At 71.2% G+C, this 24,586-nt stretch carries 28 protein-coding genes and 1 tRNA gene; 11 read left to right on the forward strand and 18 right to left on the reverse strand.

Features of this window, described 5'->3' with window-relative positions; genetic code table 11:
• Position 1: 1 nt before the first annotated feature.
• The 5 genes from ABLE68_RS04545 to ABLE68_RS04565 are packed head-to-tail and all read right to left on the reverse strand — an operon-like array spanning position 2 to position 4,178.
• A complete protein-coding gene (locus ABLE68_RS04545; protein ID WP_348870071.1) occupies positions 2-613 on the reverse strand; it encodes a GNAT family N-acetyltransferase in 612 nt (203 codons plus the stop codon).
• A complete protein-coding gene (locus ABLE68_RS04550) occupies positions 610-1,080 on the reverse strand; it encodes a MogA/MoaB family molybdenum cofactor biosynthesis protein (protein ID WP_348873228.1) in 471 nt (156 codons plus the stop codon). The genes ABLE68_RS04545 and ABLE68_RS04550 overlap by 4 nt, the downstream gene beginning before the upstream one ends.
• The gene (gene moaC / locus ABLE68_RS04555) at positions 1,080-1,559 is read right to left on the reverse strand and encodes a cyclic pyranopterin monophosphate synthase MoaC (protein ID WP_348870073.1); all 480 of its coding nucleotides are present in this window, start codon (positions 1,557-1,559) and stop codon (positions 1,080-1,082) included. Before moaC ends, ABLE68_RS04550 begins: the two co-directional genes overlap by 1 nt.
• The gene (gene glp, locus ABLE68_RS04560) at positions 1,559-2,803 is read right to left on the reverse strand and encodes a molybdotransferase-like divisome protein Glp (RefSeq protein ID WP_348870074.1); all 1,245 of its coding nucleotides are present in this window, start codon (positions 2,801-2,803) and stop codon (positions 1,559-1,561) included. The genes moaC and glp overlap by 1 nt, the downstream gene beginning before the upstream one ends.
• Positions 2,796-4,178 (reverse strand): UTP--glucose-1-phosphate uridylyltransferase, encoded by a 1,383-nt coding sequence (locus ABLE68_RS04565; RefSeq protein ID WP_348870075.1) that lies wholly within the window; start codon positions 4,176-4,178, stop codon positions 2,796-2,798. Before ABLE68_RS04565 ends, glp begins: the two co-directional genes overlap by 8 nt.
• Positions 4,179-4,201: 23 nt before the next feature.
• Here ABLE68_RS04565 and ABLE68_RS04570 point away from each other — a divergent pair, with 23 nt between their 5' ends.
• Complete coding sequence (locus ABLE68_RS04570; protein WP_348870077.1) at positions 4,202-4,789, forward strand: 5-formyltetrahydrofolate cyclo-ligase; 588 nt, start codon at positions 4,202-4,204, stop codon at positions 4,787-4,789.
• A 91-nt stretch (positions 4,790-4,880) separates the two neighbouring features.
• On the opposite strand, the gene ABLE68_RS04575 is transcribed toward ABLE68_RS04570, so the two are convergent.
• Entirely contained in the window at positions 4,881-7,472 is a 2,592-nt protein-coding gene (locus tag ABLE68_RS04575) for a penicillin acylase family protein (RefSeq protein WP_348870078.1), read from the reverse strand.
• Between the two features lie 85 nt (positions 7,473-7,557).
• On the opposite strand from ABLE68_RS04575, the gene ABLE68_RS04580 reads away from it, so the two are divergent.
• The 3 genes from ABLE68_RS04580 to ABLE68_RS04590 are packed head-to-tail and all read left to right on the forward strand — an operon-like array spanning position 7,558 to position 8,937.
• On the forward strand, positions 7,558-7,866 hold the full coding sequence (locus ABLE68_RS04580) for an FmdB family zinc ribbon protein (protein ID WP_348870079.1): 309 nt from the start codon (positions 7,558-7,560) through the stop codon (positions 7,864-7,866).
• A 51-nt stretch (positions 7,867-7,917) separates the two neighbouring features.
• Complete coding sequence (locus ABLE68_RS04585; RefSeq protein ID WP_348870081.1) at positions 7,918-8,538, forward strand: SAF domain-containing protein; 621 nt, start codon at positions 7,918-7,920, stop codon at positions 8,536-8,538.
• Between the two features lie 9 nt (positions 8,539-8,547).
• Positions 8,548-8,937, forward strand: coding sequence for an MscL family protein (locus tag ABLE68_RS04590; RefSeq protein ID WP_348870082.1), 390 nt, complete (start codon positions 8,548-8,550; stop codon positions 8,935-8,937).
• Here ABLE68_RS04590 and ABLE68_RS04595 read toward each other — a convergent pair.
• Both ABLE68_RS04595 and ABLE68_RS04600 read right to left on the reverse strand, forming a co-directional pair.
• Positions 8,934-9,101, reverse strand: coding sequence for a hypothetical protein (locus ABLE68_RS04595; RefSeq protein WP_348870083.1), 168 nt, complete (start codon positions 9,099-9,101; stop codon positions 8,934-8,936). The two genes, ABLE68_RS04590 and ABLE68_RS04595, sit on opposite strands and share 4 nt — an antisense overlap.
• On the reverse strand, positions 9,098-10,318 hold the full coding sequence (locus ABLE68_RS04600) for an LCP family protein (protein WP_348870085.1): 1,221 nt from the start codon (positions 10,316-10,318) through the stop codon (positions 9,098-9,100). The genes ABLE68_RS04595 and ABLE68_RS04600 overlap by 4 nt, the downstream gene beginning before the upstream one ends.
• Before the next feature lie 162 nt (positions 10,319-10,480).
• Here ABLE68_RS04600 and ABLE68_RS04605 point away from each other — a divergent pair.
• Positions 10,481-10,553 (forward strand) — tRNA-Arg (locus ABLE68_RS04605).
• 87 nt (positions 10,554-10,640) lie between these two features.
• Here the strand turns inward: ABLE68_RS04605 and ABLE68_RS04610 are convergent.
• Positions 10,641-11,813 (reverse strand): saccharopine dehydrogenase family protein, encoded by a 1,173-nt coding sequence (locus tag ABLE68_RS04610; RefSeq protein ID WP_348870086.1) that lies wholly within the window; start codon positions 11,811-11,813, stop codon positions 10,641-10,643.
• Positions 11,814-11,867: 54 nt separating this feature from the next.
• On the opposite strand from ABLE68_RS04610, the gene ABLE68_RS04615 reads away from it, so the two are divergent.
• Both ABLE68_RS04615 and ABLE68_RS04620 read left to right on the forward strand, forming a co-directional pair.
• Positions 11,868-12,137, forward strand: coding sequence for a DUF2277 domain-containing protein (locus ABLE68_RS04615; protein ID WP_348870088.1), 270 nt, complete (start codon positions 11,868-11,870; stop codon positions 12,135-12,137).
• Complete coding sequence (locus tag ABLE68_RS04620; RefSeq protein ID WP_348870089.1) at positions 12,134-12,928, forward strand: Sir2 family NAD-dependent protein deacetylase; 795 nt, start codon at positions 12,134-12,136, stop codon at positions 12,926-12,928. The genes ABLE68_RS04615 and ABLE68_RS04620 overlap by 4 nt, the downstream gene beginning before the upstream one ends.
• Positions 12,929-12,943: 15 nt before the next feature.
• On the opposite strand, the gene ABLE68_RS04625 is transcribed toward ABLE68_RS04620, so the two are convergent.
• Both ABLE68_RS04625 and ABLE68_RS04630 read right to left on the reverse strand, forming a co-directional pair.
• Complete coding sequence (locus ABLE68_RS04625; protein WP_348870090.1) at positions 12,944-13,273, reverse strand: hypothetical protein; 330 nt, start codon at positions 13,271-13,273, stop codon at positions 12,944-12,946.
• Between the two features lie 157 nt (positions 13,274-13,430).
• Entirely contained in the window at positions 13,431-14,117 is a 687-nt protein-coding gene (locus tag ABLE68_RS04630; RefSeq protein ID WP_348870091.1) for an iron-dependent transcriptional repressor DtxR, read from the reverse strand.
• Between the two features lie 47 nt (positions 14,118-14,164).
• On the opposite strand from ABLE68_RS04630, the gene ABLE68_RS04635 reads away from it, so the two are divergent.
• Genes ABLE68_RS04635 through ABLE68_RS04650 form a run of 4 tightly spaced genes read left to right on the forward strand, consistent with a single transcriptional unit; the run spans position 14,165 to position 18,786 of the window.
• On the forward strand, positions 14,165-15,493 hold the full coding sequence (locus ABLE68_RS04635) for a cryptochrome/photolyase family protein (RefSeq protein ID WP_348870092.1): 1,329 nt from the start codon (positions 14,165-14,167) through the stop codon (positions 15,491-15,493).
• Positions 15,490-16,479 carry a hypothetical protein gene (locus ABLE68_RS04640; RefSeq protein WP_348870093.1) on the forward strand — a complete coding sequence of 330 codons (990 nt, stop codon included), beginning with the start codon at positions 15,490-15,492 and terminating at the stop codon, positions 16,477-16,479. Before ABLE68_RS04635 ends, ABLE68_RS04640 begins: the two co-directional genes overlap by 4 nt.
• 5 nt (positions 16,480-16,484) lie before the next feature.
• Positions 16,485-17,198 carry a hypothetical protein gene (locus ABLE68_RS04645; RefSeq protein ID WP_348870094.1) on the forward strand — a complete coding sequence of 238 codons (714 nt, stop codon included), beginning with the start codon at positions 16,485-16,487 and terminating at the stop codon, positions 17,196-17,198.
• 10 nt (positions 17,199-17,208) lie between these two features.
• On the forward strand, positions 17,209-18,786 hold the full coding sequence (locus ABLE68_RS04650; RefSeq protein ID WP_348870095.1) for a glycoside hydrolase family 13 protein: 1,578 nt from the start codon (positions 17,209-17,211) through the stop codon (positions 18,784-18,786).
• A gap of 96 nt (positions 18,787-18,882) precedes the next feature.
• On the opposite strand, the gene ABLE68_RS04655 is transcribed toward ABLE68_RS04650, so the two are convergent.
• From ABLE68_RS04655 to flgN, 7 genes are all read right to left on the reverse strand, one after another.
• On the reverse strand, positions 18,883-19,338 hold the full coding sequence (locus ABLE68_RS04655; protein WP_348870096.1) for a MarR family winged helix-turn-helix transcriptional regulator: 456 nt from the start codon (positions 19,336-19,338) through the stop codon (positions 18,883-18,885).
• Positions 19,339-19,342: 4 nt separating this feature from the next.
• A complete protein-coding gene (locus ABLE68_RS04660) occupies positions 19,343-20,926 on the reverse strand; it encodes an MDR family MFS transporter (protein WP_348870097.1) in 1,584 nt (527 codons plus the stop codon).
• Positions 20,927-21,030: 104 nt separating this feature from the next.
• Positions 21,031-21,267, reverse strand: coding sequence for a carbon storage regulator CsrA (gene csrA / locus ABLE68_RS04665; RefSeq protein ID WP_348870099.1), 237 nt, complete (start codon positions 21,265-21,267; stop codon positions 21,031-21,033).
• Positions 21,268-21,295: 28 nt separating this feature from the next.
• Positions 21,296-21,697, reverse strand: a complete 402-nt coding sequence (gene fliW / locus ABLE68_RS04670) for a flagellar assembly protein FliW (protein WP_348870101.1) — start codon at positions 21,695-21,697, stop codon at positions 21,296-21,298.
• A 29-nt stretch (positions 21,698-21,726) separates the two neighbouring features.
• Positions 21,727-22,632, reverse strand: coding sequence for a flagellin N-terminal helical domain-containing protein (locus ABLE68_RS04675; protein WP_348870102.1), 906 nt, complete (start codon positions 22,630-22,632; stop codon positions 21,727-21,729).
• Between the two features lie 14 nt (positions 22,633-22,646).
• A complete protein-coding gene (gene flgK, locus ABLE68_RS04680; protein ID WP_348870103.1) occupies positions 22,647-24,041 on the reverse strand; it encodes a flagellar hook-associated protein FlgK in 1,395 nt (464 codons plus the stop codon).
• Position 24,042: 1 nt separating this feature from the next.
• Complete coding sequence (gene flgN / locus ABLE68_RS04685; RefSeq protein ID WP_348870104.1) at positions 24,043-24,519, reverse strand: flagellar export chaperone FlgN; 477 nt, start codon at positions 24,517-24,519, stop codon at positions 24,043-24,045.
• Positions 24,520-24,586 lie beyond the last annotated feature (67 nt).

The following is a 24,586-nucleotide window of genomic DNA, read 5'->3' on the forward strand; positions in this document are numbered from 1 at the left end:
ATCACTCGTGTGACTCGTGGTGCTCAGGAGGGTGCAGCAGCCGTGCCTGGAGACCCTCCGGGCACTCCTCGACCGTGACCGCGTAGATCCGGTGGTCGCGCCAGGCGCCGTCGATGTGCAGGAACCGCGGCGCGTAGCCGACCTCGCGCAGGCCGAGCTTCTCGACCACGCGGAGGGAGTTGGAGTTCTCGGGCCGGATGGCGATCTCGATGCGGTGCAGCCCGGCCTGGGTGAAGCAGTGGTCGATCACCATGGCGACCGCGGTCGGCATCACGCCACGACCGGCCTGCTCACGGTCCAGCCAGTAGCCGACGGAGGCGAACTGCGCCGACCCGCGCACGATGTTGTTGACGGTGATCTGGCCGGCGAAGCGGCCGCCCACCTCGACCACGAAGGGGTACGTCGTCCCCGCGCGCGCCTGGCCGTGCAGGCGCCACACCAGGGACCGGAACGTCGAGGGCCGGGCGTCGGAGCCGGGCGGCACCGTCGCGTCCCACGGTCCCAGCCACGCGGCGTTGCGGCGCCGGGTCTCCCGCCAGGCACGGGCGTCGGAGTAGGTGATCGGGCGGACCAGGATGTCCCCCGATCGCAGCCGGACCGGCCACCCGCTCAATGGTCGCTCCCCACGATCTGCTCGACGGCGTGGACCAGGACCGGCCGCAGCACGGCCAGCGCGTCCTTCACTCCCCCGCGCGAGCCGGGCAGGTTGACCACGAGGCAGCTGCCGATCACCCCGGCCAGGCCGCGCGACAGGACCGCGGACGGCACACCCTGCGCCACGCCGTACGCCCGGATCGCCTCGGCGATGCCGGGCACCTCGCGGTCGAGCAGCGCTCGGGTGACCTCGGGAGTGCGGTCGGTGGGGGTGAGGCCGGTGCCGCCGGTGGTGAGCACGACCCGCGCGCCGCCCGCGGCCGCGGCGGCGATCGCGGCGCCGACGGGGTCGCCGTCAGGCACAACGACCGGCGCGTCGACGGTGAAACCGAGCTCCTGCAGGAAGGTGACGATGACCGGGCCGGTGGCGTCCTCGTAGACGCCGGCCGCGGCGCGGTTGGAGGCGACGACCACCTCGGCGCGCATCATCCGCGGGCCCAGTCGCCGGACTTGCCCCCGGACTTGGCCTCGACCCGGACGTCGCTGATCACGGCGCCCTTGTCGACCGCCTTGACCATGTCGACGACCGTCAGCGCGGCGACCGAGACAGCGGTCAGCGCCTCCATCTCGACCCCGGTGCGGTCCGTCGTGCGCACGGTCGCGCTGATCTCGACGGCGTCGTCGGTGACGGCGAGGTCGACGGTGACGCCGGAGATCGCGAGCGGGTGGCAGAGCGGGATCAGCGACGGCGTCTGCTTGGCGCCCATGATCCCGGCGATCCGGGCCACCGCGAGAGCGTCACCCTTGGGCACTCCCTCGCCGCGCAGCAGCGCGACGACCTCGGCAGAGACGAGCACGCGGCCGGACGCCGTGGCGACCCGCGCCGTCACGTCCTTGCCCGACACGTCGACCATCCGGGCTGCACCCGACTCGTCGACGTGCGTGAGCCGCGGCGACTCCCCCATCAGAACTCCTCGTCGAGCCTCAGCACCGTCACCTGCTCGCCGGCCGCGACCGAGGTGACGTCCTCGGGGACCACGACCAGCGCGTTGGACGATGCCAGATCGCCGATCAGGTGGGAACCGTGTCCACCGACCGGCGTCACGACCGGGCCGACCGCGTCGACGGCGTACTCCCCTCGCACGAACTGTCGACGACCCGCGGGCGAGCTGATCGGGTGGGTGAGCCGGGCGCGGGCCGCGGGCCGGGAGTACGGCGCCTTGCCCATCATCTTGCGGATGGCGGGGAGCACGAACTGCTCGAAGGAGACGTACGACGAGACCGGGTTGCCCGGCAGCGTGAAGATCGGGGTGCCGTCCTCGCCGACGCGGCCGAAGCCCTGCGGCTTGCCGGGCTGCATGGCGACGCCGCCGAACCACACGGTGCCGAGGGGCCGCAGCGCCTCCTTGACCACGTCGAAGTCGCCCTGGGAGACGCCGCCGCTGGTGACCACGAGGTCGGCGCGGACGAGCTGGTCCTCCAGGGCGTCGAGGAACTGCCGCGGCTCGTCGGGGACGATGCCGACCCGGTAGGCGACCGCCCCGGCGCGGCGCGCAGCAGCGGCCAGGAGGAAGGAGTTGCCATCGTAGATGGAGTCGTGGCCGAGCGGGGTGCCCGGCTCGCGGAGCTCGGAGCCGGTCGAGATCACCACGACGCGCGGTCGCGGACGGGAACGCACGGACGCCCGACCCACGGCAGCGAGCAGCCCGAGGTGGCGCGGCCCGAGCACGGTCCCGTGCGCGACGAGCATGTCGCCGACCTGCACGTCCTGACCGGCCGGGCGGACGTGCTGGGCGAAGGTGGGAGCCCGGTCGATCCGGACGCGGGCGACGCCACGGTCGGTCCACTCGTAGGGCACGACGGTGTCCGCGCCGGCGGGCACCGGGGCGCCGGTCATGATCTTGGCGGAGGTGCCGGGCGACAGTGCGAGCAGCTGCGCCTGACCCGCACCGATCTCGCCGACCACCGGCAGGTGCACCGGAGTCCCGTCGCTCGCGGACAGCACGTCCTCGTGGCGGACGGCGTAGCCGTCCATCGCCGAGTTGTCGAAGGACGGCAGGTCGATCGTCGCCACGACGTCCTCGGCCGCGGCGAGACCGAGGGTCTCCATCAGCGGCTGCGGGTAGTCGGCGAGCGGCTCGATGTCCGCGAGGATGCGCGCCAGGTGGTCGTCGACCGAGATGACGTCGCTGGTGCCGGGATCAGCCATCAGTGGAGAGGACGGTGTCGGCGGCGACCCGCTGCGCCGAGCCGGACTCGAGCGCGACGTCGCCGACCACCTGCACGCCGTGGCCGAAGGTCCAGTCGCCCTCGATCCGGAGCGAGCTGGCCTTGCGCATCGACGGAGCACCGTCGGGGAAGCGCTTGTCGAAGTCACCGACCAGCTTGTAGTAGTCGCCGTCGAGGTCGACGAACGGCACGTCGACGGCGACCTGGTCGAGCACGAAATCCTTGCCGATGTCGTAGACGTCCGAGCGCAGCACCAGCAGGTCGTTGGTGGTCTTCACCGGCACGAACCGGTCGCGCCCGACCTCGATCAGTCGGGATCCCTCGAACACCTCGACGGCCGCGCCCATCGCCGTCTCGATCTGGATCACCTTCGGCGTCGACGGGTCGCCGGGGTCGAGCGTCTTGACGTTGCGGATCAGCGGCAGCCCCAGGATGCCCTCGCGTACGTCGAGCGCGTCCTTCATGGCAGTCAGGTCGAACCACAGGTTGTTGGTCGAGCAGAACTTGTGGCGGTCGAGGTCGGCCAGCGCGGCCTGGTCCTCGGGCAGCGTCTGCGCGCTCTCGCGGAGCACGATCCGGCCGTCGGACTTGCGGCGTGCGAAGTGGCCGCCCTTGCGGTCCGACGGCGTACGCCGGACCGCCTCGATCGCGAACGATGCCCCGGTGGTGGCGAACCAGCCCGCGACGCGGGCGTCGGGGACGGCACCGAGGTTGTCGGAGTTGGAGACGAAGACCCGCTCGTAGCCGGCCTCGATCAGCCGGTCCAGCAGGCCGGTACCGCGCAGGGCCGTGTAGAGGTCACCGTGGCCGGGCGGGCACCACTCGAGGTCGGGGTCCTTCGGGAAGCTCGCCGGCGAGAGGTCCTTCTCGAGCAGCTTGGGCTCCTTGTTCTGCAGGAACTCCAGCGGCAGCCCGTCGACGGCGAGGTCGTCGTAGCGCGCCAGCGCCGCCATCGTGTCGGCGGAGGTGCGGAAGCTGTTCATGAAGATCATCGGCAGCGTCGCGTCGTACTGCTTGCGCAGGTGCAGGACCTGGCGGGCGATGATGTCGAGGAAGGAGAGCCCCCGGCGCACGCAGAGCAGCGACTTGGCGCGGTCCATGCCCATCGAGGTGCCGAGCCCGCCGTTGAGCTTGATCACCGCGGTCTTGCGGATCGCCTCGGCGCAGTCCTCGTCGGAGACGTCGACGGTCGCGAGCGACTCCATCTCGACCGGCTCGATCGACGCCTCCGGGATCATCCCGGTCTCGCCGTGCTCGAGGAGCCGGAAGTAGTGGGCGAAGGTCTCGATCGCGACCTCGTCCACCCCGGCGGCGGCCATCTTGTCGCGTGCCTTCTTCAGGCCTGCACTTCCCATGTTCACGATCGTAGGCTTCCCGCGTGGCCGCATCGCAATCACCCAGCAAACTGGCACTGCGCGACCGGCTGCTGACGACCCGCAACCGGCGACCGATCTCCGAGGTGGGCGCCGCGGCGCGCGAGCTCGCCGAGCACCTGCTGGCGGTGACGGAGGTACGCCGGGCGGCCACCGTCGCGGCGTACGTCTCGATGAACGGCGAGCCCGGCACCGGCCCGCTCCTCGACGCCCTGAGCGCCGCCGGCAAGCGGGTGATCCTCCCCCTGCTGCTCCCGGACGGCGACCTCGACTGGGCGGCGTACGCCGGTCCCGGCGAGCTGGTGCCGGCGCGCCGCGGGCTGCTCGAGCCCACCGGCGAGCCGCTCGGTGTCGACGCCGTCGCGACGGCCGACGTCGTGCTGGTGCCCGGTCTGGCCGTCGCCCGCGACGGGATGCGCCTGGGCCGCGGCGGCGGCTCCTACGACCGCGCCCTCGGCCGGGTCCCGGTCGGCACCTTCACCTGCGTGCTGCTGTACGACGACGAGGTCGGCCTCGAGGTCCCCGTCGAGCCCCACGACCGCCCGGTCACCCACGCAGCCACCCCGTCCGGGGTCATCGCGCTCGGAGGTTGAGGAGGTTGCGCTGCAACCGTCTCGAAACCCCGGAAAGCCGACGTCGGCGCCTTGGCTCCGGGGGTTTCGAGACAGGCGCAGAGCGCCTTCCTCAACCGCCGGATTCGGGCGCCGGCTCGAGGGTCAGCACGTCCTCGCCCGCGTCGGAGACGGCGTCGGGGCTGAAGACCCACGGCAGCGTCTTGCCGTCGACCCACAGGTCGGTCTGGTCGGTGTAGTGGCTGTCGAAGGGGTGGCCGGAGACGCCGGTCAGGTTGATCCAGCGCGAGTCGTCGAAGTCGGCGAGCGACACGACCATCCGCATCGACGGGGCGCTGGTCACGCCGTACCCCTCGGTCGCGTCCCACGACGTGGCGTCGACGGTCGAGGCACCGCCACCGACCTGCCAGCCGTCGCGGTTGACCAGCCACTCGACCGGGCCGATGCCGGACTCGCCGAGCGTGGGGCTGTGCAGGTCGAGCCGGTGCAGGTGACCCCACGACCACTCCGCCGGGTCGAGCGCCTGCCGGCTGGTCAGCTCGTCGCGGGCGTCGCGCATCGCGGCGCGCAGGATGTCGTCGCGGGTCTCGACCTGGTCGTCGGTGGTGGAGTCGTCCCACCACGGGTCGTCCGGTCGCTCGAGCAGCTGCGTGACGACGGCGTACCAGCGGTCTCCGCCGTCCGGCCAGGCCGACTCCGGCAGGTCGTCGTGGAAGGTCAGCGCGAGCAGGTTGCGCCAGACGACGTTGTAGTACGCCGCCGCGCCGCTGTCGGCGCCCTGGTGGAAGTTCCAGGTCCGCAGCAGCCGCTGGCCGGACTGGAAGTAGCCGCGCGGCAGGTCGATGTCGAGGAGGTACGGCGTGAGCACCGGCGCCATCGGGTTCACGTCGTCGAGCTGCAGCTCGGACATGTCGCCGACGGAGAGCTTGCCGCCCATGTCGATCCGGTCCTCGATGAGGTCGCGGATGCGCTGCGAGCGGTAGCCCTGGTCCCAGTCGTCGGTCAGGTAGTAGGGGTAGTCCGTCCCGGTCACGGCCTGGTTGGCCGTGACCACGAAGCCGTCCTCGGGGTCGAGCACGCTCGGCAACCCGTCGAAGGGGACGTAGTCGCCGGTCCAGTCGTTCTCGGGCTTCCAGCCGTCGACCGGCAGCAGGCCGTCGTTGCCGGACTTGCGGATCGGGATCCGGCCGGGTGCCTGGTAGCCGATGTGGCCGGCCCGGTCGGCGTAGACGAGGTTCTGGGCCGGCACCTCGAAGGACGATGCCGCGGCCCGGAAGGAGTCCCAGTCGGTCGCGGTGTCGAGGGCCAGGATCGCGTCGGCGGTCCGGCTCGGCTTCAGCGCGGTCCACTGCAGCGCGACGGCGTACTTCCCGCCCACCTCGCGCAGGTCGTCGGACACGTCGGAGAGCAGCGGCCCGTGCTTGGTCGACCGGACGGAGAGGGTGACGTCGTCCCCGCCGTGGACCTTGATCTTCTCGGTGCGGGTGCGGACCGGCAGCCAGCGCCCGTCGTAGCGCCACCGGTCCCCGTCGACGCGCTCGAGGTAGAGGTCGCTGACGTCGGGACCGAGGTTGGTGAAGCCCCATGCGATGTCGGCGTTGTGGCCGATGACCACGCCCGGGACGCCCGAGAACGTGAAGCCCGCGACGTCCAGCGGGCACGTGTCGGAGATCGTGCGGCAGTGCAGACCCATCTGCATCCACACACCCGGCAGGCTCACCCCGAGGTGGGGGTCGTTCGCCAGGATCGGCGCACCGGTCGTGGTGTGCGAGCCGTCGACGACCCAGCTGTTGCTGCCGATGCCGTCCCCCTTGCCCAGCAGCGCCGGCATCGCCTCGATGCCGTCGCGCAGCCGCGAGAGCACCCCGCGCTGGTCGGCGGTGTACGCCGGACGCTGGGGGTTGCGGGTCCCCGGGCCGGTCGCGTCCTGCTCGAAGACGCCGTCGACCACCGCACCCTGTCCGACGATCGGCGCGTGGGTGGCGTAGGGGTAGGACGGCCACAGCTCGGCGACCTCGGCGGGCGTGTGGTCGGTCAGCGCCAGCGCCCGCTGGATCTCCTCGGTCATGTTGCCGCGCAGGTCCCACGCCATCGCGAGCAGCCACGAGGTCGAGTCGGCGGGAGTCCATTTCTCGGGGTGGTAGTCGTGGCCGCCCGCGTTCATGACGGTGTACTCCACCGCGATCTGGCTCGGTGAGTGGGTGTCGAGGTAGGCGTTGACCCCGTCGGCGTACGCCTGGAGCGCGGAGCGCGTCTCCGGCGACACCAGCGCGAGCTCTCGTTCGGCGACGCGCCGCCACCCCATCGTGCGGACGTACTCGTCGCTCTCCAGGGCGTCCTCGCCGAACATCTCGGCGAGCCGTCCGGCGGTGGCGTGCCGACGCACGTCCATCTCGAAGAACCGGTCCTGGGCGTGCACGTAGCCCTGGGCGCGCATCAGGTCGTCCATCGAGTCGCCGTAGAGCTGCGGGATCCCGTGGGCGTCGCGGACCACCTCGACCGTGCCGACCAGCCCGGGGACGTCGATGGTGCCGGTCGTCTGCGGGAACGGCCGACGCACCAGCACCACGGCCGTGACCAGGCAGGCGATCAGGAGGAGGACGAGCGCGACCGCGACGTACGCCGAGATCCGGACCAGCCGCGGCCAGGCCAGGAACCTGCGCCACCAGCTCGTGCGGGTCGTGCTGGGAGTGGCGGCGCTCATGGTGTGCCTCATTGTGCCGTGACGTAGGATTGGCACTCGTCACGGCTGAGTGCCAGCGCCTGACTGTCGACCTGTAAGGAGAACCGTGCCCACCTATCAGTACGCCTGCACCGAGTGCGGCCATGGCTTCGAGCAGGTCCAGAGCTTCTCCGACGACGCCCTCACGGTGTGCCCGGAGTGCCAGGGCAAGCTGCGCAAGGTCTTCAACGCGGTCGGCGTCGTCTTCAAGGGCTCGGGTTTCTACCGCACCGACAGCCGCTCCTCGACCACGGCGTCCGAGGCCGGGTCGACGAAGACCGAGACCAAGACGGAGACCAAGTCCGACAGCTCGACCACGAAGAGCGAGTCGAAGCCGGCGCCCGCCGCCAGCTCCTCGACCACCTCCTCGGACTGACCCTGTGGAGAGGCCGCACGCGGTCGCTCCGATTCTCCTAGCGTCGCGGCCATGCGCCGCCTCGTCTCGTTCTTCCGTCCCGTACGCCGTGCGGTCCTCGCCCGGCGACGGCTGCTCGCCGCGCTGCTGACCGCCGTCGCGGTGGCGACCGGCCTCCAGGCGGCCACCGCGTCGCCGCCGACCCGGGTCGACGTGGCCGTCGCCGCCCGCGACCTGCCGTCCGGCACGGTCCTCGGACCGGGCGACCTGCGGACCGTGGGCTTCGCCCCGGACTCGGTCCCGGCGGGCGTCCGGGTGGACGCCGTCGGTCACACGCTCGCCTCGCCGGTGCGTGCCGGCGAGCCCGTGACCGACGTACGACTGGTCGGCCCCGCGCTCACCGACGGCTACCCCGGCCTGACGGCGGTCCCGGTCCGGCTCCCCGACCCCGGCATGGTGGACCTGCTCAGCGTCGGCGACCGGATCGACCTGGTCTCCGCCGATCCGCAGGGCGGGGGCGCGAGCGTGGTCGCGCACGACGTACCCGTGCTCGCGGTCCCGGACGGGCCGGCGGAGGCCTCGGCGACCGGTCTGACCGGGCGACTGGTGGTGGTCGGCGCCGACCCGAGCGAGGTCGCTCGGATCGCCGACGCCTCGGTGCGGACCTTCGTCACGGTCGCGTTCGCCGACTAACGTCGTCGCATGAGTGGATTCAAGAACTTCATCCTTCGCGGCAACCTCGTCGAGCTCGCCGTCGCGTTCATCATGGCCGGCGCCTTCGCCGCCGTGGTCACCGCGACCGTCGACCTGATCCTCGGGCTGGTCGGCAAGATCGGCGGCCAGCCGGACTTCAGCGCCTGGACGCCCTATGGCCTGCTGTTCGGCGCGTGGATCACGGCGATCATCACCTTCGTGATCATGGCCGCAGTGGTCTACTTCGTGATCGTGATGCCGTACACCGAGGCCAAGGAGCGGTTCTTCCCGAGCCCGGCGCCGGGCACGCCGGCCGACGTCCAGCTGCTGCAGGAGATCCGCGACCTGCTGGCCACCCAGCAGGGCCGTCCGACCTCCGGCGAGTCCGACATCTCCTAGACGTTCCCGTGGTGCGGGGGCACCTGCTCCCGCAACCACTGGTCCGAGCCCGAGTCCTTCGCGGGCTGCTCGTCGCGCTCGTCGCTCGTCGTGTCGGGCAGCGTGTCGCCGAAGACCTCGGCGAGCCGCTTGCGACGCTCCCAGTCGGACTCGGGCTTGCTCACGTGCACAGACCCGCGTCGCTCAGTGCCTGCTGGTCGGCCTCGTTGGAGGACGAGCCGCTCGACGGCGACCCCGACGAGCTGCTGGAGCCCGGCGAGCCGGACGACGAGCTCGAGCCCGGGACGTCGCCGGCGCTGATGACGTCCTCGCTGAGCCGCTTGGTGAGCGGCTCGTCGTTCGCGATCTTCTCCCAGACCTGGCGCGCCTGCGGCTGCTTGAACACCAGCCGGTTGGGGTCCGCGGGGTCGGGGATCTGCGGGATGGTGATGAACTGGATGTTGTCCAGGCCGATGCCCTTGAACTGGCTGCCGAGCTCAGCGAGCTTCACCACGTTGCCGAGGCCGTTGTCGACGGTGAGCGACTTCGTGGCGGCGTTGAGGAAGCGGATCAGGTGGTCCGGGCGGGCCAGCGTGCCGGCGGACACGACCTGGTGGGCCATGGAGGCGATGAACGCCTGCTGCCGCTTCATCCGGCCGACGTCCGAGCCGTTGCCGACGACGTACCGCTCGCGCACGTAGTTGAGCGCCTCGTAGCCCTTGATCTTGCGGGTGCCGGCCGCGATGTTGATGCCGTGGGCCGGGTCGACGATCGGCTCGGGGATGCAGACCTGGACGCCGCCGATCGCGTCGACCATCCCGCGGAAGCCCTCGAAGTCGACGACGACGTAGTGGTCGAGGCGGATGCCGGTGAGCTGCTCGACCTGCTGGATGGTGCAGGCCGGCCCACCGACCGAGAACGCCTCGTTCCACATCACGTGGGTGGCACCGGGGATCGTCTTGCCGTCCTCGTCCTTGCAGTCGGGACGGTCGACGATCAGGTCACGCGGGATGCTGATGCCGTAGGCACGCTGCCGGTCCGCCGAGAGGTGGAAGAGGATCGTCGTGTCGGAGCGCTGGCCGCCACCGGTGAGGTTGTCGATGTTGCAGCCGTCGCAGTCGCGGTTGTCGGAACCCATGACCAGGACGTTGAGCGGTTCCTGCGGCCCGCTCACCGCGACCTTGTCGGGCCGGTTGGTGAGCTGCTTGGTCACGTCGACGACGTTGAGGTTGCCGTTGAGGTGACGGTAGAGGAAGACGACCGAGAGACCCGTGGCGATCGCGAGGACCAGGACGCTCGCCAGGACCACCTTGCCGATGGTGTGCCGCTTGCGGACCTTGCCGCGGCGTTTGGGGACGGTCGGGTCGGACGGGGCGTCATTCGTCGGCGCAGCGTCAGACATCGACATCCTCGGGATCGGGGGTGGAACGGCTCGGCCACCGTACGGGCCGATCCTGGATTTTCCCTGTGAGGCGCCTGATCAACCAAAATGGCGCGGAATTTAGCATTGCCCCCCACCTCGCCGTCGAGGCAGGTCGCTGCGGCATACTGAGCGCCCGGATCGGCCCCAGTAGCTCAGTGGATAGAGCAGCCGCCTCCTAAGCGAAAGGTCGCAAGTTCGACTCTTGCCTGGGGCACCTGTCGTTGCCGACGCACCTGACGTAGGTGTCGTGATTTCCGCCGATGCACGACACCTACGTCAGGTGCGTGGCCCCACCCTGCGTTCAGTCGACGACCTCGAACCGGATCCCGGCCGCCTGGAGGCGGGCGAGCAGGTTCACGCCCATCGCCTGGGCGGTGGTGACCTGGCCGGCCGTCGTCGGGTTGTCGTCGAAGGCCAGGCACAGCGCCGACTCGGCGAGCATCTTGGCCGTCTCGTCGTAGCCCGGGTCGCCGCCGGAGACGCGGGTGTGCAGGGTGCGACCCTCGGCCTCGGCGACGAAGTCGACGGTGAACCACGACTTCGCCCGGCGGCTCGCGTCCGGTCCGTCGCCCTGCTTGATCCGGCCCAGCGCCAGGCGACGCAGCGGCGGGATCTGGGCAGTGACGAAGACCCCGGCCACCAGGCCGGCCGCACCGACGGCGGAGCGCAGCTTCTTCATGCCGGCGAAGTGGGAGTAGCGGAAGTCCGGGCCGTACGACGCGAGCGCGGCACCACTCCGCGCCACCACCACCGGGTCGATGGTCGGGAGCGGCAGCAACCAGTAGCCGAGCAGCGGGTCGCGGTGCGGCTTGCCGCCGACCGCCCGGGAGCGGCGACCCTCGGGACGCGGCTCGGCCTGGCGACGTTCCTTGTAGACGGCGCTGGCCCGGCGGGCACCGGAGAAGGCACCCATCGCGGAGTGGAAGGTCCCGCCGGAGGCCATCGCCGACGCCCGGACCACGCCACGGACCGTCATCGGCCCCGATGCCGCCAGCTCCTGCAGCGTGTAGAGGACGCCGAGGTCGTGCGGGATCGAGTCGAAGCCGCACGCGTGCACGATCCGGGCACCGGTCCGCTCGGCGGTCGCGTGGTGCTGGAGGTACATCCGGTCCACGAACTCCGGCTCACCGGTGAGGTCGACGTAGTCGGTCCCGGCCGCCGCGCAGGCGGCGACCAGCGGTTCGCCGTAGGCGAGGTAGGGCCCGACCGTGGTGATCACGACGTGTGCGCGTCCTGCGATGTCTGCCAGGGAGCCCGGGTCGCTGACGTCGGCCCGCAGCAGCGGGAGGTCGGCGAGGGCCGGGTCGATCGCCGCGAGCCGGTGCCGCACCGTCTCGAGCTTCTCGGGACTGCGCCCGGCCAGTGCCCACCGGAGCCCGGCCGGCGCGTGCCGGGCGAGGTACTCCGCCGTCAGCTCACCGGTGAAGCCGGTGGCGCCGAAGATGACCAGGTCGAGCTCACGAGCAGCAGGCATGCGGCCATGCTGACAGGTCGGGAAACCGCGCCGTTCGCGACGTACGCTCGGAGCATGTGCCGCAACATCCGCCCGCTGAACAACTTCGAGCCCCCGGCGACCAGCGACGAGGTCTCCGCCGCCGCGCTGCAGTACGTGCGCAAGGTGAGCGGGACGACGAAGCCGTCGCAGGCCAACGAGGAGGCGTTCTACCGCGCCGTGCGCGAGATCGCCCACCTCACCGAGCACCTGCTCGACGACCTGGTCACCACCGCGCCGCCGAAGAACCGTGAGGTCGAGGCCGCCAAGGCCAAGGCGCGCGCCGAGCTCCGCTACGCCCGTTGATCGACGCCCTCGACCTCCTGCGCGACCGCCCGCTCGTCGTCCTCACCGGGGCGGGGCTCTCCACCGACTCCGGCATCCCGGACTACCGCGGGCCGAACTCGCCGGCCCGGATGCCGATGACCTACCAGGAGTTCGTCTCCGGGCCCGAGGCCCGGCAGCGCTACTGGGCGCGCAGCCACATCGGCTGGGGCCGGATGCGCCGGGCCGACCCCAACGACGGGCACCGCGCGCTCGCCCGCCTCGCGCCGGAGCTGCTGATCACCCAGAACGTCGACGGGCTCCACGAACGGGTCGGCACGCCGCGGCTGGTCGCGCTGCACGGCCGGATCGCCGACGTCGTGTGCCTCAGCTGCCGCACCACCTCGACCCGGGCGAGCCTCCACGAGCGGCTCGGCGAGCTCAACCCCGGTTTCGCCGAGCGGTACGCCGACGTGGCGGTGCGCCCCGACGGCGACGTCGACCTCGAGGAGACCGCCGGGTTCGTGGTCCCCGGCTGCCCGGACTGCGACGGTGTGCTGAAGCCCGACGTGGTGTTCTTCGGGGAGAACGTGCCGGCACCCCGGGTGGCCCGCTGCTACGCCGCCGTGGAGGCGCTCGCGGACAGCGACGGCGCACTGCTCGTCGCGGGCTCCAGCCTGACGGTGATGTCCGGGCTCCGCTTCGTACGGCGCGCTGCGCAGCACGACATCCCGGTCGTGATCGTCAACCGGGGCGTGACCCGGGGTGACCCGCTGGCGACCTGCAAGGTCGAGGACGGGTGCAGCGAGTTCCTCAGCGCACTCGCGGGCTGAGGAGAAGGACGAGGCTCAGCAGGCGCGGTGCTCGCGGGAGAGCTCGCCGAGCAGGTCGACGACCTCGTGGAGCGCCAGGTCGTGGACGGCCGGGTCGAGACCAGCCACCCGCTCCAGGGCGAGGTCCTCGGTCAGCCGGGAGCTGACCTCGAAGGTGTAGACGGTGTCCTCGGGCTCGAACTCGATGCCCTCGACCCGGGCGGCGTAGAAGTCGCCACCGGCGGTGCGCAGGACCACGGTCTCGCGGTGCTCGAGCCCCCGATCGAGCTGCGTCTGACCGTGATTGATCACCACCACGCGCTCACGGCGGACCTGAACGGTCTCGTCGAGTTCGATGATCACCATCACTACCTTTCCACTGCCGTAGCGGCAGGCCCCCGAGCGCGGCCGCGCGGCCACGATCAGGGCGAACCTACCCCCGGTCCATCCACGTCAAACCCACAAGATATGCACGAGAAATCCACAAAACTCGGTGCTGCCTGCCACGCGGCCCGTCGGCGGGTCATAGCCGCCGGACGAAGATGTGGTCGGCAGCCTCCGGGACGATCTCCGCGGTCTCCCCGCCGGAGCCCACCAGGACGCCGGCCTCGGTCGCCACGACCGTGATCGTCTTGTCCGGCAGCGCACCCACGCGACGCATCGCGCTCATCAGGATCTCGTCCTTCTGCATCTCCTCGGAGATGCGGCGGACCAGCACCCGGCCCTCGTCGGCTCCGGCCGCGGACGACAGCGTCTCGACGCCCTCCATGAAGACCTCGCCGACCGAGCTCTCGCCCAGCTCGTCGAGGCCCGGGATCGGGTTGCCGTACGGCGACTCCGTGGGGTGGTCGAGCAGCTTGAGCAGGCGGCGTTCGACGGTCTCGGACATCACGTGCTCCCAGCGGCACGCCTCCTCGTGGACGAGCTCCCAGTCGAGGCCGATCACGTCGGTGAGGAGCCGCTCCGCGAGGCGGTGCTTGCGCATCACCCGGGTCGCGAGCCGCATGCCCTCGTCGGTCAGCTCGAGGTGCCGGTCGCCCTGGACGGTGACCAGGCCGTCACGCTCCATCCGGGCGACGGTCTGCGACACCGTGGGGCCGCTCTGGTGCAGTCGTTCCGCGATCCGGGCACGCAGCGGGACGATGTCCTCCTCGACCAGCTCGTAGATGGTCCGGAGGTACATCTCGGTGGTGTCGATCAGATCGCTCACCTGCACATTCTGTCCTATCGGCCCATGCGCTGGCAGGCTGGTCCGCGATGCCCTCCGCAACGAACACCGTCATGTGGTTCCGCCGCGACCTGCGAGTCGGTGACAACCCGGCCCTGCTCGAAGCCGTCGCCGACGGCCCGGTCCTCCCGCTCTTCGTCGTCGACCCGGCGCTCTGGGAGCCGGCCGGGCCGAGTCGCCGCAGCTACCTCTCGGCCTCCCTCCGGGCGCTCGACCTGCCGCTCGTCGTGGTCGAGGGCGACCCGGTGCGCCGCGTGGTCGCCGCAGCCCGTGAGGTCGGTGCCGAGCGGGTGCACGTCGCGGCCGACTTCGGTCCGTACGGCGCCCGTCGCGACGCCGAGGTCGAGAAGGCGCTGGCCGAGCACGGGATCGAGCTGGTGCGCACCGGCTCGCCGTACGCCGTCTCCCCGGGCCGCGTGACCAGCGGCGCCGGTGAGCCCTACAAGGTCTTCACGCCGTTCCACCGCGCCTGGGGCGAGCACGGCTGGCGGGGGCCGGTCGACGCCCCGGTCGACGTCGAGTGGCTCACCCTGGCGGACTCGATCGACCCGCCGGACGCCCCGCTCCCCGACGGCCTGACGCTGCCCGAGGCAGGAGAGACGGCCGCACGACAGCGCTGGGCCGACTTCCTCGAGCACGTGGGGTCGTACGCCGAGGAGCGCGACCGACCCGCGGTCGCGGGCACCTCCTTCATGTCGCCGCACCTGAAGTGGGGCGAGATCCACCCCCGCACGATGCTGGCCGACCTGGCCCGGCTGCGCAGCGACGGCGCGGCGACCTACCGCAAGGAGCTGGCCTGGCGGGAGTTCTACGCCGACGTGCTCGCCGCCCGGCCGGAGACCGCGCGCGACTACCTCCGGCCCGAGTTCGCCCGGATGCGCTACGACCAGCCGGGCGACCAGCTCGCGGCCTGGCAGGAGGGCCGGACCGGCTTCCCGGTCGTCGACGCCGGGATGCGCCAGCTCCGGGCGACCGGCTGGATGCACAACCGGGTGCGCATGATCGTGGCCAGCTTCCTGGTCAAGGACCTCCACCTCGAGTGGCAGCACGGCGCACGCCACTTCATGACCTGGCTGGTGGACGGCGACCTCGCCTCCAACCAGCACGGCTGGCAGTGGACCGCCGGCAGCGGCACCGACGCCGCGCCGTACTTCCGGGTCTTCAACCCGACCAGCCAGGGGAAGAAGTTCGACCCCCAGGGCGACTACGTGCGCCGCTGGGTGCCCGAGCTCGCCGACGCCGCGGACCCCCACGACCCGGCCCCCGAGGACCGGCTCGCGCTCGACTACCCCGACCCGATCGTCGACCACGCCGCCGAGCGCCGCGAGGCGCTGGACCGGTGGGAGGAGATCCGGTGAGCCGGACCGCGTGGCTCCCCGCGCTCGGACTGTTCGTCCTGGCGCCGATCTGCGCGGAGTACCTCTGGGGCTACGACGACAGCACCGGCCACCCCGGCACGCTGATCGGCAACCTGATCGTCTTCTCCCCCTTGTACGGCGCCCCCGCGCTGCTGATCCGCGACGTGGCCCGACGACGGGGGCTCGGCTGGACCGGCATCCTGCTGCTGGCCGCCGCCTTCGGGGTGATCGAGGCCGGGATCGTCGACCAGTCGATGTGGAGCACGGACTACCGCGACATCCCCTACTGGCAGGACATGTCCGCCCCGACCTACCTCGCACCGATCGGGCTCAGCATCTATCTCGCCGTGTCCTTCGTCGGCGGGCACGTCATCCTCAGCATCGGCTCGCCCATCGCGCTCGTCGAGACGCTGACGCCCGGCCGCCGGGACGCTCCGTGGCTCGGACCGGCCATGACCGTCGTCGTCGCTCTTCTCTACCTGGGCGCCTCCGCACTCGTGCTGAAGGACGCCTACGACACCGACGAGGCCAGCGCGACCTGGGGCCAGCTGGTCGGCTGCACCGTCGTCACCCTCGCCCTGGTCGTCGCGGCGGTCGTCGTCGGCCGGCGCCAGAGGGTCGCCGAGGCCGGGTCGGTGCCGCATCCCTTGCTGGTCGGATCGGGCGCGTTCGCGGCGATGATCGGATGGGTGGCGATCCCGCCGACCCGGATCGGCACGGCGCTCGTGATCGCGCTCGCGCTCGCCACCGTGGTCGTCGTACGACGTCTCGCGCGGCGCGACGGGTGGGGGCAGGCGCACGTGCTCGCCCTGGCCGGCGGCGCCGTGATCGCGGCCGGGTGCTTCGCCTTCTGGACCACTCCGATCGGACACGTGACGCAGCAGGAGAAGTACGGCCACAACGTCGTGCTCCTCCTCCTGATGCTCGGGCTCGCCTGCTGGGCCGCGAGCAGGGTTGGCGCGGAGCCCCGTCGCATGCCAGCGTGACTCCGATGACTGACCTGCTGGTGCCCCACCGCTTCTGCGGCCCGCCGTCCTCGGGCAACGGTGGCTGGACGGCCGGCGCCCTGGCGGCGCTGACCACCGGCGCCCCGACGGTGAGCGTGTCGCTGCGCCGACCCCCGCCGCTGGACACCGCGATGCTGGTCATGACCGACGGCGACGTCACGAGCGTGTCGGTCGACGGGGAGACGGTCGCGCTGGCCGAGCCCGCGGACACCGAACCCACCGTCGTCGACCCGGTCTCGCCGGAGGACGCCGCGGCCGCCGAGGCGGCGTTCCCCGGACTGCGCTCGCACCCGTTCCCGAGCTGCTTCGTGTGCGGACCCGAGCGGGCCCCGGGCGACGGGCTGCGGATCTTCCCGGGTCCGGTCGAGGTCGACGGCGAGACCCGCTACGCCGCGACCTGGGTCCCCGACGCGTCCCTCGCCGACGAGCTGTTCCCGGCCACCTGGGCCGCGCTCGACTGCATCGGCGGCTGGGCCGGCGACCTCGCTGACCGGCCGATGGTGCTGGCCCGGATGACCGCCCGCCTCGACACGCTGCCGATCGTCGGCGAGAAGCACGTGGTGGTCGGTCTGGCCCGCAGCCAGGAGGGCCGCAAGACGTTCACGACGTCGACGCTGTACGACGCCGACGGACGTGTCGTCGGGTGCGCCGAGCACCTGTGGGTGACCATCGCCCCGGGCCAGTTCGACGCTGTCTAGGATGGAGCGCATGGTTTTGAACGATCAAAAGACCGACGTCCCGTGGTGGCGCGACGCCGTCACGTACCAGATCTACCCCCGCAGCTTCGCCGACGCGAACGGCGACGGCATCGGTGACCTGCCCGGCATCACCGCCCGGCTCCCCCACCTGCGCGACCTCGGGGTCGACGCGCTCTGGCTCTCGCCGTTCTACACGTCACCGCAGCACGACCACGGCTACGACGTCGCCGACTACTGCGACGTCGACCCGCTCTTCGGCACCCTCGCCGACGCCGACGACCTGATCGGGACCGCCCACGATCTCGGCCTCAAGGTGATCGTCGACCTGGTGCCCAACCACACCTCCAACGAGCACGTGTGGTTCCAGGCCGCCCTGGCCGCCGCCCCCGGCAGCCCCGAGCGCGAGCGCTACATGTTCCGCGACAGTCCCGCGGGCGCACCGGGCACGCCGCCGAACAACTGGCAGTCCGTCTTCGGCGGCCCGGCCTGGACCCAGGTCGAGGACGGCCAGTGGTACCTCCACCTCTTCGACTCGTCCCAGCCCGACCTCAACTGGCGCAACCCGGAGATCGGCGACATGTTCGTCGACGTGCTCCGCTTCTGGCTCGACCGCGGGGTCGACGGCTTCCGGGTCGACGTCGCCCACGGCCTCTTCAAGGAGGAGGGCCTGCGCGACGAGGTCGTCACCCCCGCGCCGGCGCCGGACTCGATGGTCCAGGTCCCGACGCTCGACCAGCCGATGTGGGACCAGCCCGAGGTGCACGACGTCTACCGGCGCTGGCACCAGGTCCTCGCGGAGTACGACGGCGACCGGATGGACGTCGCCGAGGCGTGGACCCCGACCGCGGAGTCGATGGCCCGCTACATCCGTCCCGACGAGTTCAGCCAGTCCTTCAACTTCGCCTGGCTGCTGGCCCCGTGGTCCGCGAAGGCCTTCGCCGAGGTCATCACCGGCACTCTCGACGCCGTCCGCCCGGTCGGTGCGTCGCCGACGTGGGTGCTGAGCAACCACGACGTCGAGCGCCACCCGACCCGGTACGGCGGCGGCGCGCTCGGCCTGGCCCGCGCGAAGGCCGCCACGATGACGATGCTCGCGCTCCCGGGGTCGTCGTACCTCTACCAGGGTGAGGAGCTCGGGCTGGAGCAGGTCGAGGTCGAGCCGGAGTTCCGGCAGGACCCGTCCTGGTTCCGCACCGGCGAGCCCGGTCGCGACGGCTGCCGGGTCCCGATCCCGTGGAGCGGCACCACCGCGCCGTACGGCTTCGGACCGGGGACGGGCCAGCCGTGGATCCCGCAGCCGGCCGACTGGGCCGGCGTGACGGTCGAGGCCGAGCAGGGTGACCCCGACTCGACGCTGAGCTTCTACCGGACAGCGCTGGCGGTCCGGCGTACGTTCGCGACCACCGCGGGTGCCGAGATCGAGATGCTCGACCTGGGCGCCGACGTGCTCGCGTTCAGGCGCGGCCCGGTCACCGTGGTGCTCAACTGCGGCACCGAGCCGGTGGCTCTGCCCGACGGCGAGATCCGCCTTGCGAGCGGTCCGGTCACCGACGAGCTGCCGGCCGACACCGCCGTCTGGTTGGTGTGAGCTGCCCCGGCCTGGGCTCGCGAAGGCCGGGACCCAGCAGCCAGGTCGAGTAGGCGCACGCCCGACGAAGGAGGGCGTGACCGGCGTATCGAGACCCTAGGAGTCGAGGGCCGTGTTGTAGCGGCCCAGCAGGTCGACCAGCCGGGCGAGGTCGTCGCTCGACCAGTCGCCGAGCTTCTCGTCGAGCCACCGGCGTCGGTCGCCGTGCACGTCGGCGAGACGCGCCTCGGCGACGGCACTGGCCGAGACCAGGGTGGCCCGGCCGTCCTCGGGATCGGGCGCGCGGTCGACGAGACCGAGGTCCATCAGGTGCTGGACCTGCCGGCTGATCGCACCCTTGTCGATGCCGAACGACTCAGCCATCGCCGAGGCGCGCATCGGGCCGTGCTGCTCCAGCCAGGAGAGCATGAGGTACGACGAGGACTGCAGGTCCGGGTGCACCGCCCGGGCGCGCTCCCCGATCACCCGGCGGATCCGGCGGATCATCACGCCGACCTCCTGCTCCAGTCCCTGGAGCAGGTCGGTGCGGCCCGTCGTACGCGCGGTCACCATGGCGTCAGTTCCTGACGATCGCGCTGTGCAGCTCGGCGGCGACCAGCGGGTCGGCCTCCGCGTCTGCCTCGATGTTGGAGGTGCGCAGCGGCACCTCCTTGATGAAGAGGACGCAGACCAGCGCGATGAACGCGCAGGGCGTGGTGACCAGGAAGATGTGGCCGAAGGCCTGCCCGAACGCCTGCTCGACGATGGCGAGCGCCTGGCCGGAGAGCGTCGACAGGTCGGGGACGTCGTGGCTGGAGTGGTCGACGGCACCGCCGCTCTCGGTCGCGATGTTGGCGGCCACCTGGTGGGCGAGCACCGCACCGAGGACCGAGACGCCGATCGAGCCGCCCATCGAGCGGAAGAAGGAGACGACCGAGCTGGCGGATCCCATGTCGGACATCTTGACGTTGTTCTGCACCGAGAGCACGAGGTTCTGCATGGTCGAGCCCAGGCCGATGCCGAGGATCGCCATGAAGGTGCCGATCGCGACCAGGCTGGTGGTCTCGTCGATGGTGCTGAGCAGCCCGAGGCCGACGACGACCAGGACCATGCCGCCGACCAGGAACCGCTTCCACAGGCCGGTGTTGCTGATGATCCGTCCGCTGATGACGCTCGAGAGCGAGAGGCCACCGACCATCGCGATCGACATCAGGCCGGCGTGCGTCGGGGACATGCCGCGCGCGGTCTGGAAGTACTGGCTCAGGTAGACCGTGGAGCCGAACATCGCGACACCGACCATGACCGACGCGGTGGTGGCCAGGGCGATGGTGCGGTCCTTGAAGAGACGCAGCGGGATCACCGGCTCGACCGCGACCCGGGCCTCGACGTAGATCGCCGCGGCGATCACGAGCAGGCCGGCGGCGACGAGCAGGAAGGTCGTGGCGGACAGCCAGGCGAACTGGTTGCCGGCGAGGCTGACCCACACCAGGAGGATCGACACACCGGCGACGATCAGCGTGGCGCCGAGGTAGTCGATGTGGACCTCACGCTTGATGACCGGGAGGTGCAGGGTCTTCTGGAGCAGGAAGAAGGCGACGATCGCGAACGGCAGGCCGACGAAGAAGCAGCCGCGCCAGCCGAGCGAGGAGTCGACGATGACCCCACCGATCAGCGGACCGCTGACGGTCGCGAGCGCGAACACCGCACCCGTGTAGCCGGAGTAGCGACCGCGCTCGCGCGGCGGCACCATCGTCGCGATCACGACCTGGACCAGCGCGGTCAGGCCGCCGACGCCGAGCCCCTGGACGACGCGGGCCCCGATGAGCACCCCCATCGACGGCGCGAACGCCGCGATCAGCGAGCCGATGATGTAGATGACGAGAGCCGTCTGCACCAGGAGCTTCTTGCTGAAGAGGTCCGAGAGCTTGCCCCAGATGGGGGTGGTCGCGGTCATCGCGAGCATGGTCGCGACGACGACCCAGGTGTAACCCGTCTGCGTGCCGTGCAGGTCGCTGATGATGCGAGGCAGCGCGTTGGTGACGACGGTGCTCGACAGCATCGCGACGAACATCGCCAGCAGGAGGCCGCTGAGGGCCTCCATGATCTGGCGGTGCGTCATCTCCCCGGACTCCTCGACGGAGGCCGGAGCAGAGGTGGGCACGGACGACGCCTGGGACACGGAAGCTCGATTCACGCTGGGTAAAAGGTTGTCGAGGACAACTTTATTCCCCGACGTCGACGACGGCAACCAAGGCCGGCGTGGCGTCAGTCGCGGTCGCGGCCCAGGGCCTCGGAGAGCTGGGCGACGAGATCGTCGCTCGGGGACGCGGCCTGGCGGTTGCTCTCCTCGAGCTGGGCGAGCAGCTCGGCCCGGTGGACCTTGAGCGACCGCGGCGCGTCGATGCCGATCCGGACCACGTCACCGCGCACCTCGAGCACCGTCACGGTGATGTCGTCACCGAGCACGATGCTCTCGCCTGCGCGGCGACTCAGAACCAGCATGTGCCCACCGTAGCCCGGCGGACCCGGATCAACCGAGCAGCGGGGCCGCCACCGGCAGTCCGAGCTCGTCCAGGACGACCTGGCCGGCCCGCCGGGTCGCGGGGTTGACCAGCACCGGAGCGGCGAGGTTGGCCGTCGTCTCCTCCAGCGAGGCGCCCGGGGTGAGCACGACGAGCACGAGCACGTCCGCGGCCTCACCGATGCCGAGGTCCTCGACCACGTCGTCACCGACCTCGGGGGCGTAGTCGGGGAAGAAGGCGCTCGGGGGGACGACCAGGAACCGCAGGTCGGGCTCGTCGAGCGACGTCAGGCTGCACAGGTCGCTGCTGGCGTCGAACTGCACCAGGGCGAACCGTCGGTGGTCGGGGAAGCCCGGCATCGGGCGCACCATCTCGATCACCGGGATCTCGATGGCGGGACTCTCGGTCACGACTCCTCCAGCGACTCGGGTGTCAGTCATCATCGCAGGAAGTCCAGCAGACTCGGCTGAATCACACGCGCGGTCGCACCCAGCGCCGCCTGGTAGGCCACGTTCTGGAGACCGAGATCCACGGTCGCCTTGGCGAGGTCGGTGTTCTCCACCTCGGACAGCGAGGACTTGAGCGAGAGGGCACTGTCGGTCGCCACGCTCTGAGCCCGCTCGACCCGGTTCGTGCGGGCACCGATCTCCGCCTGCACGTTGGTGACACGCGTGCCGTCGACCGCCAGCGAGTCCACGGCGCTCGTGATCCCGGCTGTGTTGCCGGACCGCAGAGAGGCGGCGAGCGCGGTCAGGTGGTCGAACACCGTGTCGTTCGGCTGGCCGAAGACATCGGGCCCCTCGACGTCGACCCGGACCTTGGCACCGTCGGCGATCGTGCGGACGACGCCGTTGGGGTCCGAGAGGCCGATGAAGTCGACCTGGGTGCTCGAGTCCCCGGGCACCTGGTAGTCGTAGGCCCGACCGCCCGCGGTCAGGCCGCCGAAGATCGGTCGGTCGAGGTAGGTCGTGTTGGCTGAGCTGACCAGACCCTGTCGGATCTGGTCGATCTCGGTGGCCAGCGCGTCCCGCGCGTCCTGGCCCATCGCACCGTCGTTGGCGCCCTGGAGTGCGATTTCGCGGGCCCGGCGGACCTGGTCGGTCACCGACGTCAGGGTGCCGTCGGCCTGGTTCAGCCAGCCGACCGCGTCGTCGCCGTTGCGCACGTACTGGTCCTGCATGGCCATGGAGGACCGGATCCTCATGGCCGTCGTGGCGCCGCTCGGATCGTCGGAGGGCCGGTTGATGATGCGCCCGGTGGTGAGCTGCTCCTGCGCCTTCGCGACGCGGCCCATGGCGGTCTGCATGCCGCCGAGCGCCTGGTGGCTCAGCATGCTCTGGGTCATCCGGATGAGGCTCATTACCTACCCACCATCCCGGTCCGGTTGATCAGGGTGTCGAGCATCTCGTCGACGGTGGTCATCACCCGCGCGGCCGCCTCGTAGGAGTGCTGGGCCATCACCATGTTGACGGTCTCCTCGTCGATGCTCACGCCGGCCAGCTGCTCGCGCGACGCGTCGATCTGGGTCGACATCGCGCGCTGGTTGTCAGAGAGCCGCTTGACCGAGGCGACGTCGCTGCCGAAGCCGTTGACGAGGCGCTGGTAGTCGTCGTCGACCGTGATCGCGTCTGCCATCTTGTCGGCGTTCGAGGAGTCACTACCGCCGACGAGGGGGTCGGCCGCGGCGACGTCCCTGAGCGTGAAACCGACCGTGACCTGGATGGTGGCCGCACTGTTCCCGGTGAAGAGCGCCTTCGCCGGCGCGTTGCCGTTGGCGTCCTGGCCGCCCATCTGGGCGGCGTTCAGGTCGGACGCGAAGCTCTGGGCGATCCCGTCGAGCTGGGCGAGGTAGTTCGGCAGGGTGACGTTGAGGAGCTCGGCGCTCGCGCCCAGGCTGCCCTCGACGCTGACCACCGTGTCGGCCGTGCCGTCGGCCGGGTGCACCGTGAAGGCGACGGGCGAGCCGTCGGCAGCGCCCGACGAGTCGATGCCTGCCGTGATCTCGAGGGACCCCGCGGTCGACCCCTTGACCAGCGAGACTCCCCCGATGGCCACGTCCATGCCGCCGTCGGACCGCTGGGTAGCGGTCGCGCCGGTAAGCTCGGCGAGCTTGAGCGCCATCTGGTCGCGCGAGTCCATCAGCGTCGACGTGTCGGTGCCGTTCGCCTTGGCCGTCGCGATGATCTTGTTGGTCGCCGCGAGCTGGGTGGCGAGGTCGTTGACCTGCTGCTGGGACTCGAGCGCGCGCGCCCGCTGGTCGCCGGCCTCGTCGGACACGTTGCGCGCCTGGATGTTGAAGGAGTCGGCGACGACGGCCGCCGAGGACACCACCTGGCTGCGTGCGGCATCGCTGCCGGGAGCGTTGACCAGGTCGTGAAGGGCCTTGCGGAAGTCGATGAGGGCCGCAGAGACACCGGAGTCACCGGGCTCGGCGATGCCGCCCTCGACGCGCGTCAGGGCGTCGGCCTTGGTGTCGAGGAAGCTCTGGCGGGCGTGCTCGCGGCGGACCCGGGTGTCGATCAGGGGGTCGACCATCCGCTCGACACCGGACGACTGGACGCCGCTGCCGACCTCGTTCGACCGCGACCACAGGGCCGGGGCCGCGGCCGCGCCGACCGTCTGACCCAGCGCGCGGCGACGTACGTAGCCATCGGTGGACGCGTTCGCGATGTTGGTGCTCGCGACGTCGAGAGCGGTCTGCTGGTAGCGCAGCGCCGAGAGCGCGGTGTTGAGGGAGGAGAAGGATCCGGACATGTCAGAGGCTCCGATCCACCATGGCGCTGCGGACGTCACCCTGGGCGACCGAGCCCGCGGCGGTGTAGGTCGCCGCACCCTGGCCGACCCCGAGGAGGGTGTCCTGGGTGGCGCGCAGACCGGCCACGATCATGGCTCGGTTGGTCTGGGCGACCCGGGCGATCTCGTCGGTGAGGGCGATGAAGCCGTCGCGGTGCTCGACGAGGATGGTGCGCCACGGCTCGTCGGCCACGGCGATCAGCTCGGCGAGGCTCGCGTTGGTCTCGAGGCCGACGGCCACGGCGGCCTCGTCGGCGGCCACGGCGCGCAGGATCTCGAACTCGCGCATCGCAGCGGCAGCGGCGTCGACGTCGCGCGCCGCGTTGGCCAGCCAGCGCGTGCGGCCGGTCGCCATCACGAGCTCCTCAAGCTCGAGCCGGTACAGCAGGGCCTCCAAGAGCTCGCGCTCTCGCCACAGAACCCAGGTCAGCTTCTCCACGACATCCCCATCATCATCCGGTTGTTCGGCGCCTCATCGCGCCGCCGTTGACCTACCAGATCGGCCC

Source organism: Nocardioides pollutisoli (genome assembly GCF_040045055.1).
Taxonomy (GTDB): domain Bacteria; phylum Actinomycetota; class Actinomycetes; order Propionibacteriales; family Nocardioidaceae; genus Nocardioides; species Nocardioides tweenelious.

Bases quoted from the DNA above. Each gene is read 5' to 3' on its own strand.
- ABLE68_RS04590 (WP_348870082.1), top strand. From the start codon at position 8,548: ATGAGTGGATTCAAGAACTTCATCCTTCGCGGCAACCTCGTCGAGCTC.
- ABLE68_RS04565 (WP_348870075.1), bottom strand. From the start codon at position 4,178: ATGGGAAGTGCAGGCCTGAAGAAGGCACGCGACAAGATGGCCGCCGCC.
- ABLE68_RS04625 (WP_348870090.1), bottom strand. From the start codon at position 13,273: ATGGTGATCATCGAACTCGACGAGACCGTTCAGGTCCGCCGTGAGCGC.
- ABLE68_RS04585 (WP_348870081.1), top strand. From the start codon at position 7,918: ATGCGCCGCCTCGTCTCGTTCTTCCGTCCCGTACGCCGTGCGGTCCTC.
- flgK (WP_348870103.1), bottom strand. From the start codon at position 24,041: ATGTCCGGATCCTTCTCCTCCCTCAACACCGCGCTCTCGGCGCTGCGC.
- ABLE68_RS04550 (WP_348873228.1), bottom strand. From the start codon at position 1,080: ATGCGCGCCGAGGTGGTCGTCGCCTCCAACCGCGCCGCGGCCGGCGTC.
- moaC (WP_348870073.1), bottom strand. From the start codon at position 1,559: ATGGGGGAGTCGCCGCGGCTCACGCACGTCGACGAGTCGGGTGCAGCC.
- ABLE68_RS04635 (WP_348870092.1), top strand. From the start codon at position 14,165: ATGCCCTCCGCAACGAACACCGTCATGTGGTTCCGCCGCGACCTGCGA.
- ABLE68_RS04675 (WP_348870102.1), bottom strand. From the start codon at position 22,632: ATGACCCAGAGCATGCTGAGCCACCAGGCGCTCGGCGGCATGCAGACC.
- ABLE68_RS04645 (WP_348870094.1), top strand. From the start codon at position 16,485: ATGACTGACCTGCTGGTGCCCCACCGCTTCTGCGGCCCGCCGTCCTCG.
- csrA (WP_348870099.1), bottom strand. From the start codon at position 21,267: ATGCTGGTTCTGAGTCGCCGCGCAGGCGAGAGCATCGTGCTCGGTGAC.
- ABLE68_RS04650 (WP_348870095.1), top strand. From the start codon at position 17,209: ATGGTTTTGAACGATCAAAAGACCGACGTCCCGTGGTGGCGCGACGCC.
- ABLE68_RS04600 (WP_348870085.1), bottom strand. From the start codon at position 10,318: ATGTCTGACGCTGCGCCGACGAATGACGCCCCGTCCGACCCGACCGTC.
- ABLE68_RS04615 (WP_348870088.1), top strand. From the start codon at position 11,868: ATGTGCCGCAACATCCGCCCGCTGAACAACTTCGAGCCCCCGGCGACC.
- glp (WP_348870074.1), bottom strand. From the start codon at position 2,803: ATGGCTGATCCCGGCACCAGCGACGTCATCTCGGTCGACGACCACCTG.
- ABLE68_RS04655 (WP_348870096.1), bottom strand. From the start codon at position 19,338: ATGGTGACCGCGCGTACGACGGGCCGCACCGACCTGCTCCAGGGACTG.
- ABLE68_RS04575 (WP_348870078.1), bottom strand. From the start codon at position 7,472: ATGAGCGCCGCCACTCCCAGCACGACCCGCACGAGCTGGTGGCGCAGG.
- ABLE68_RS04610 (WP_348870086.1), bottom strand. From the start codon at position 11,813: ATGCCTGCTGCTCGTGAGCTCGACCTGGTCATCTTCGGCGCCACCGGC.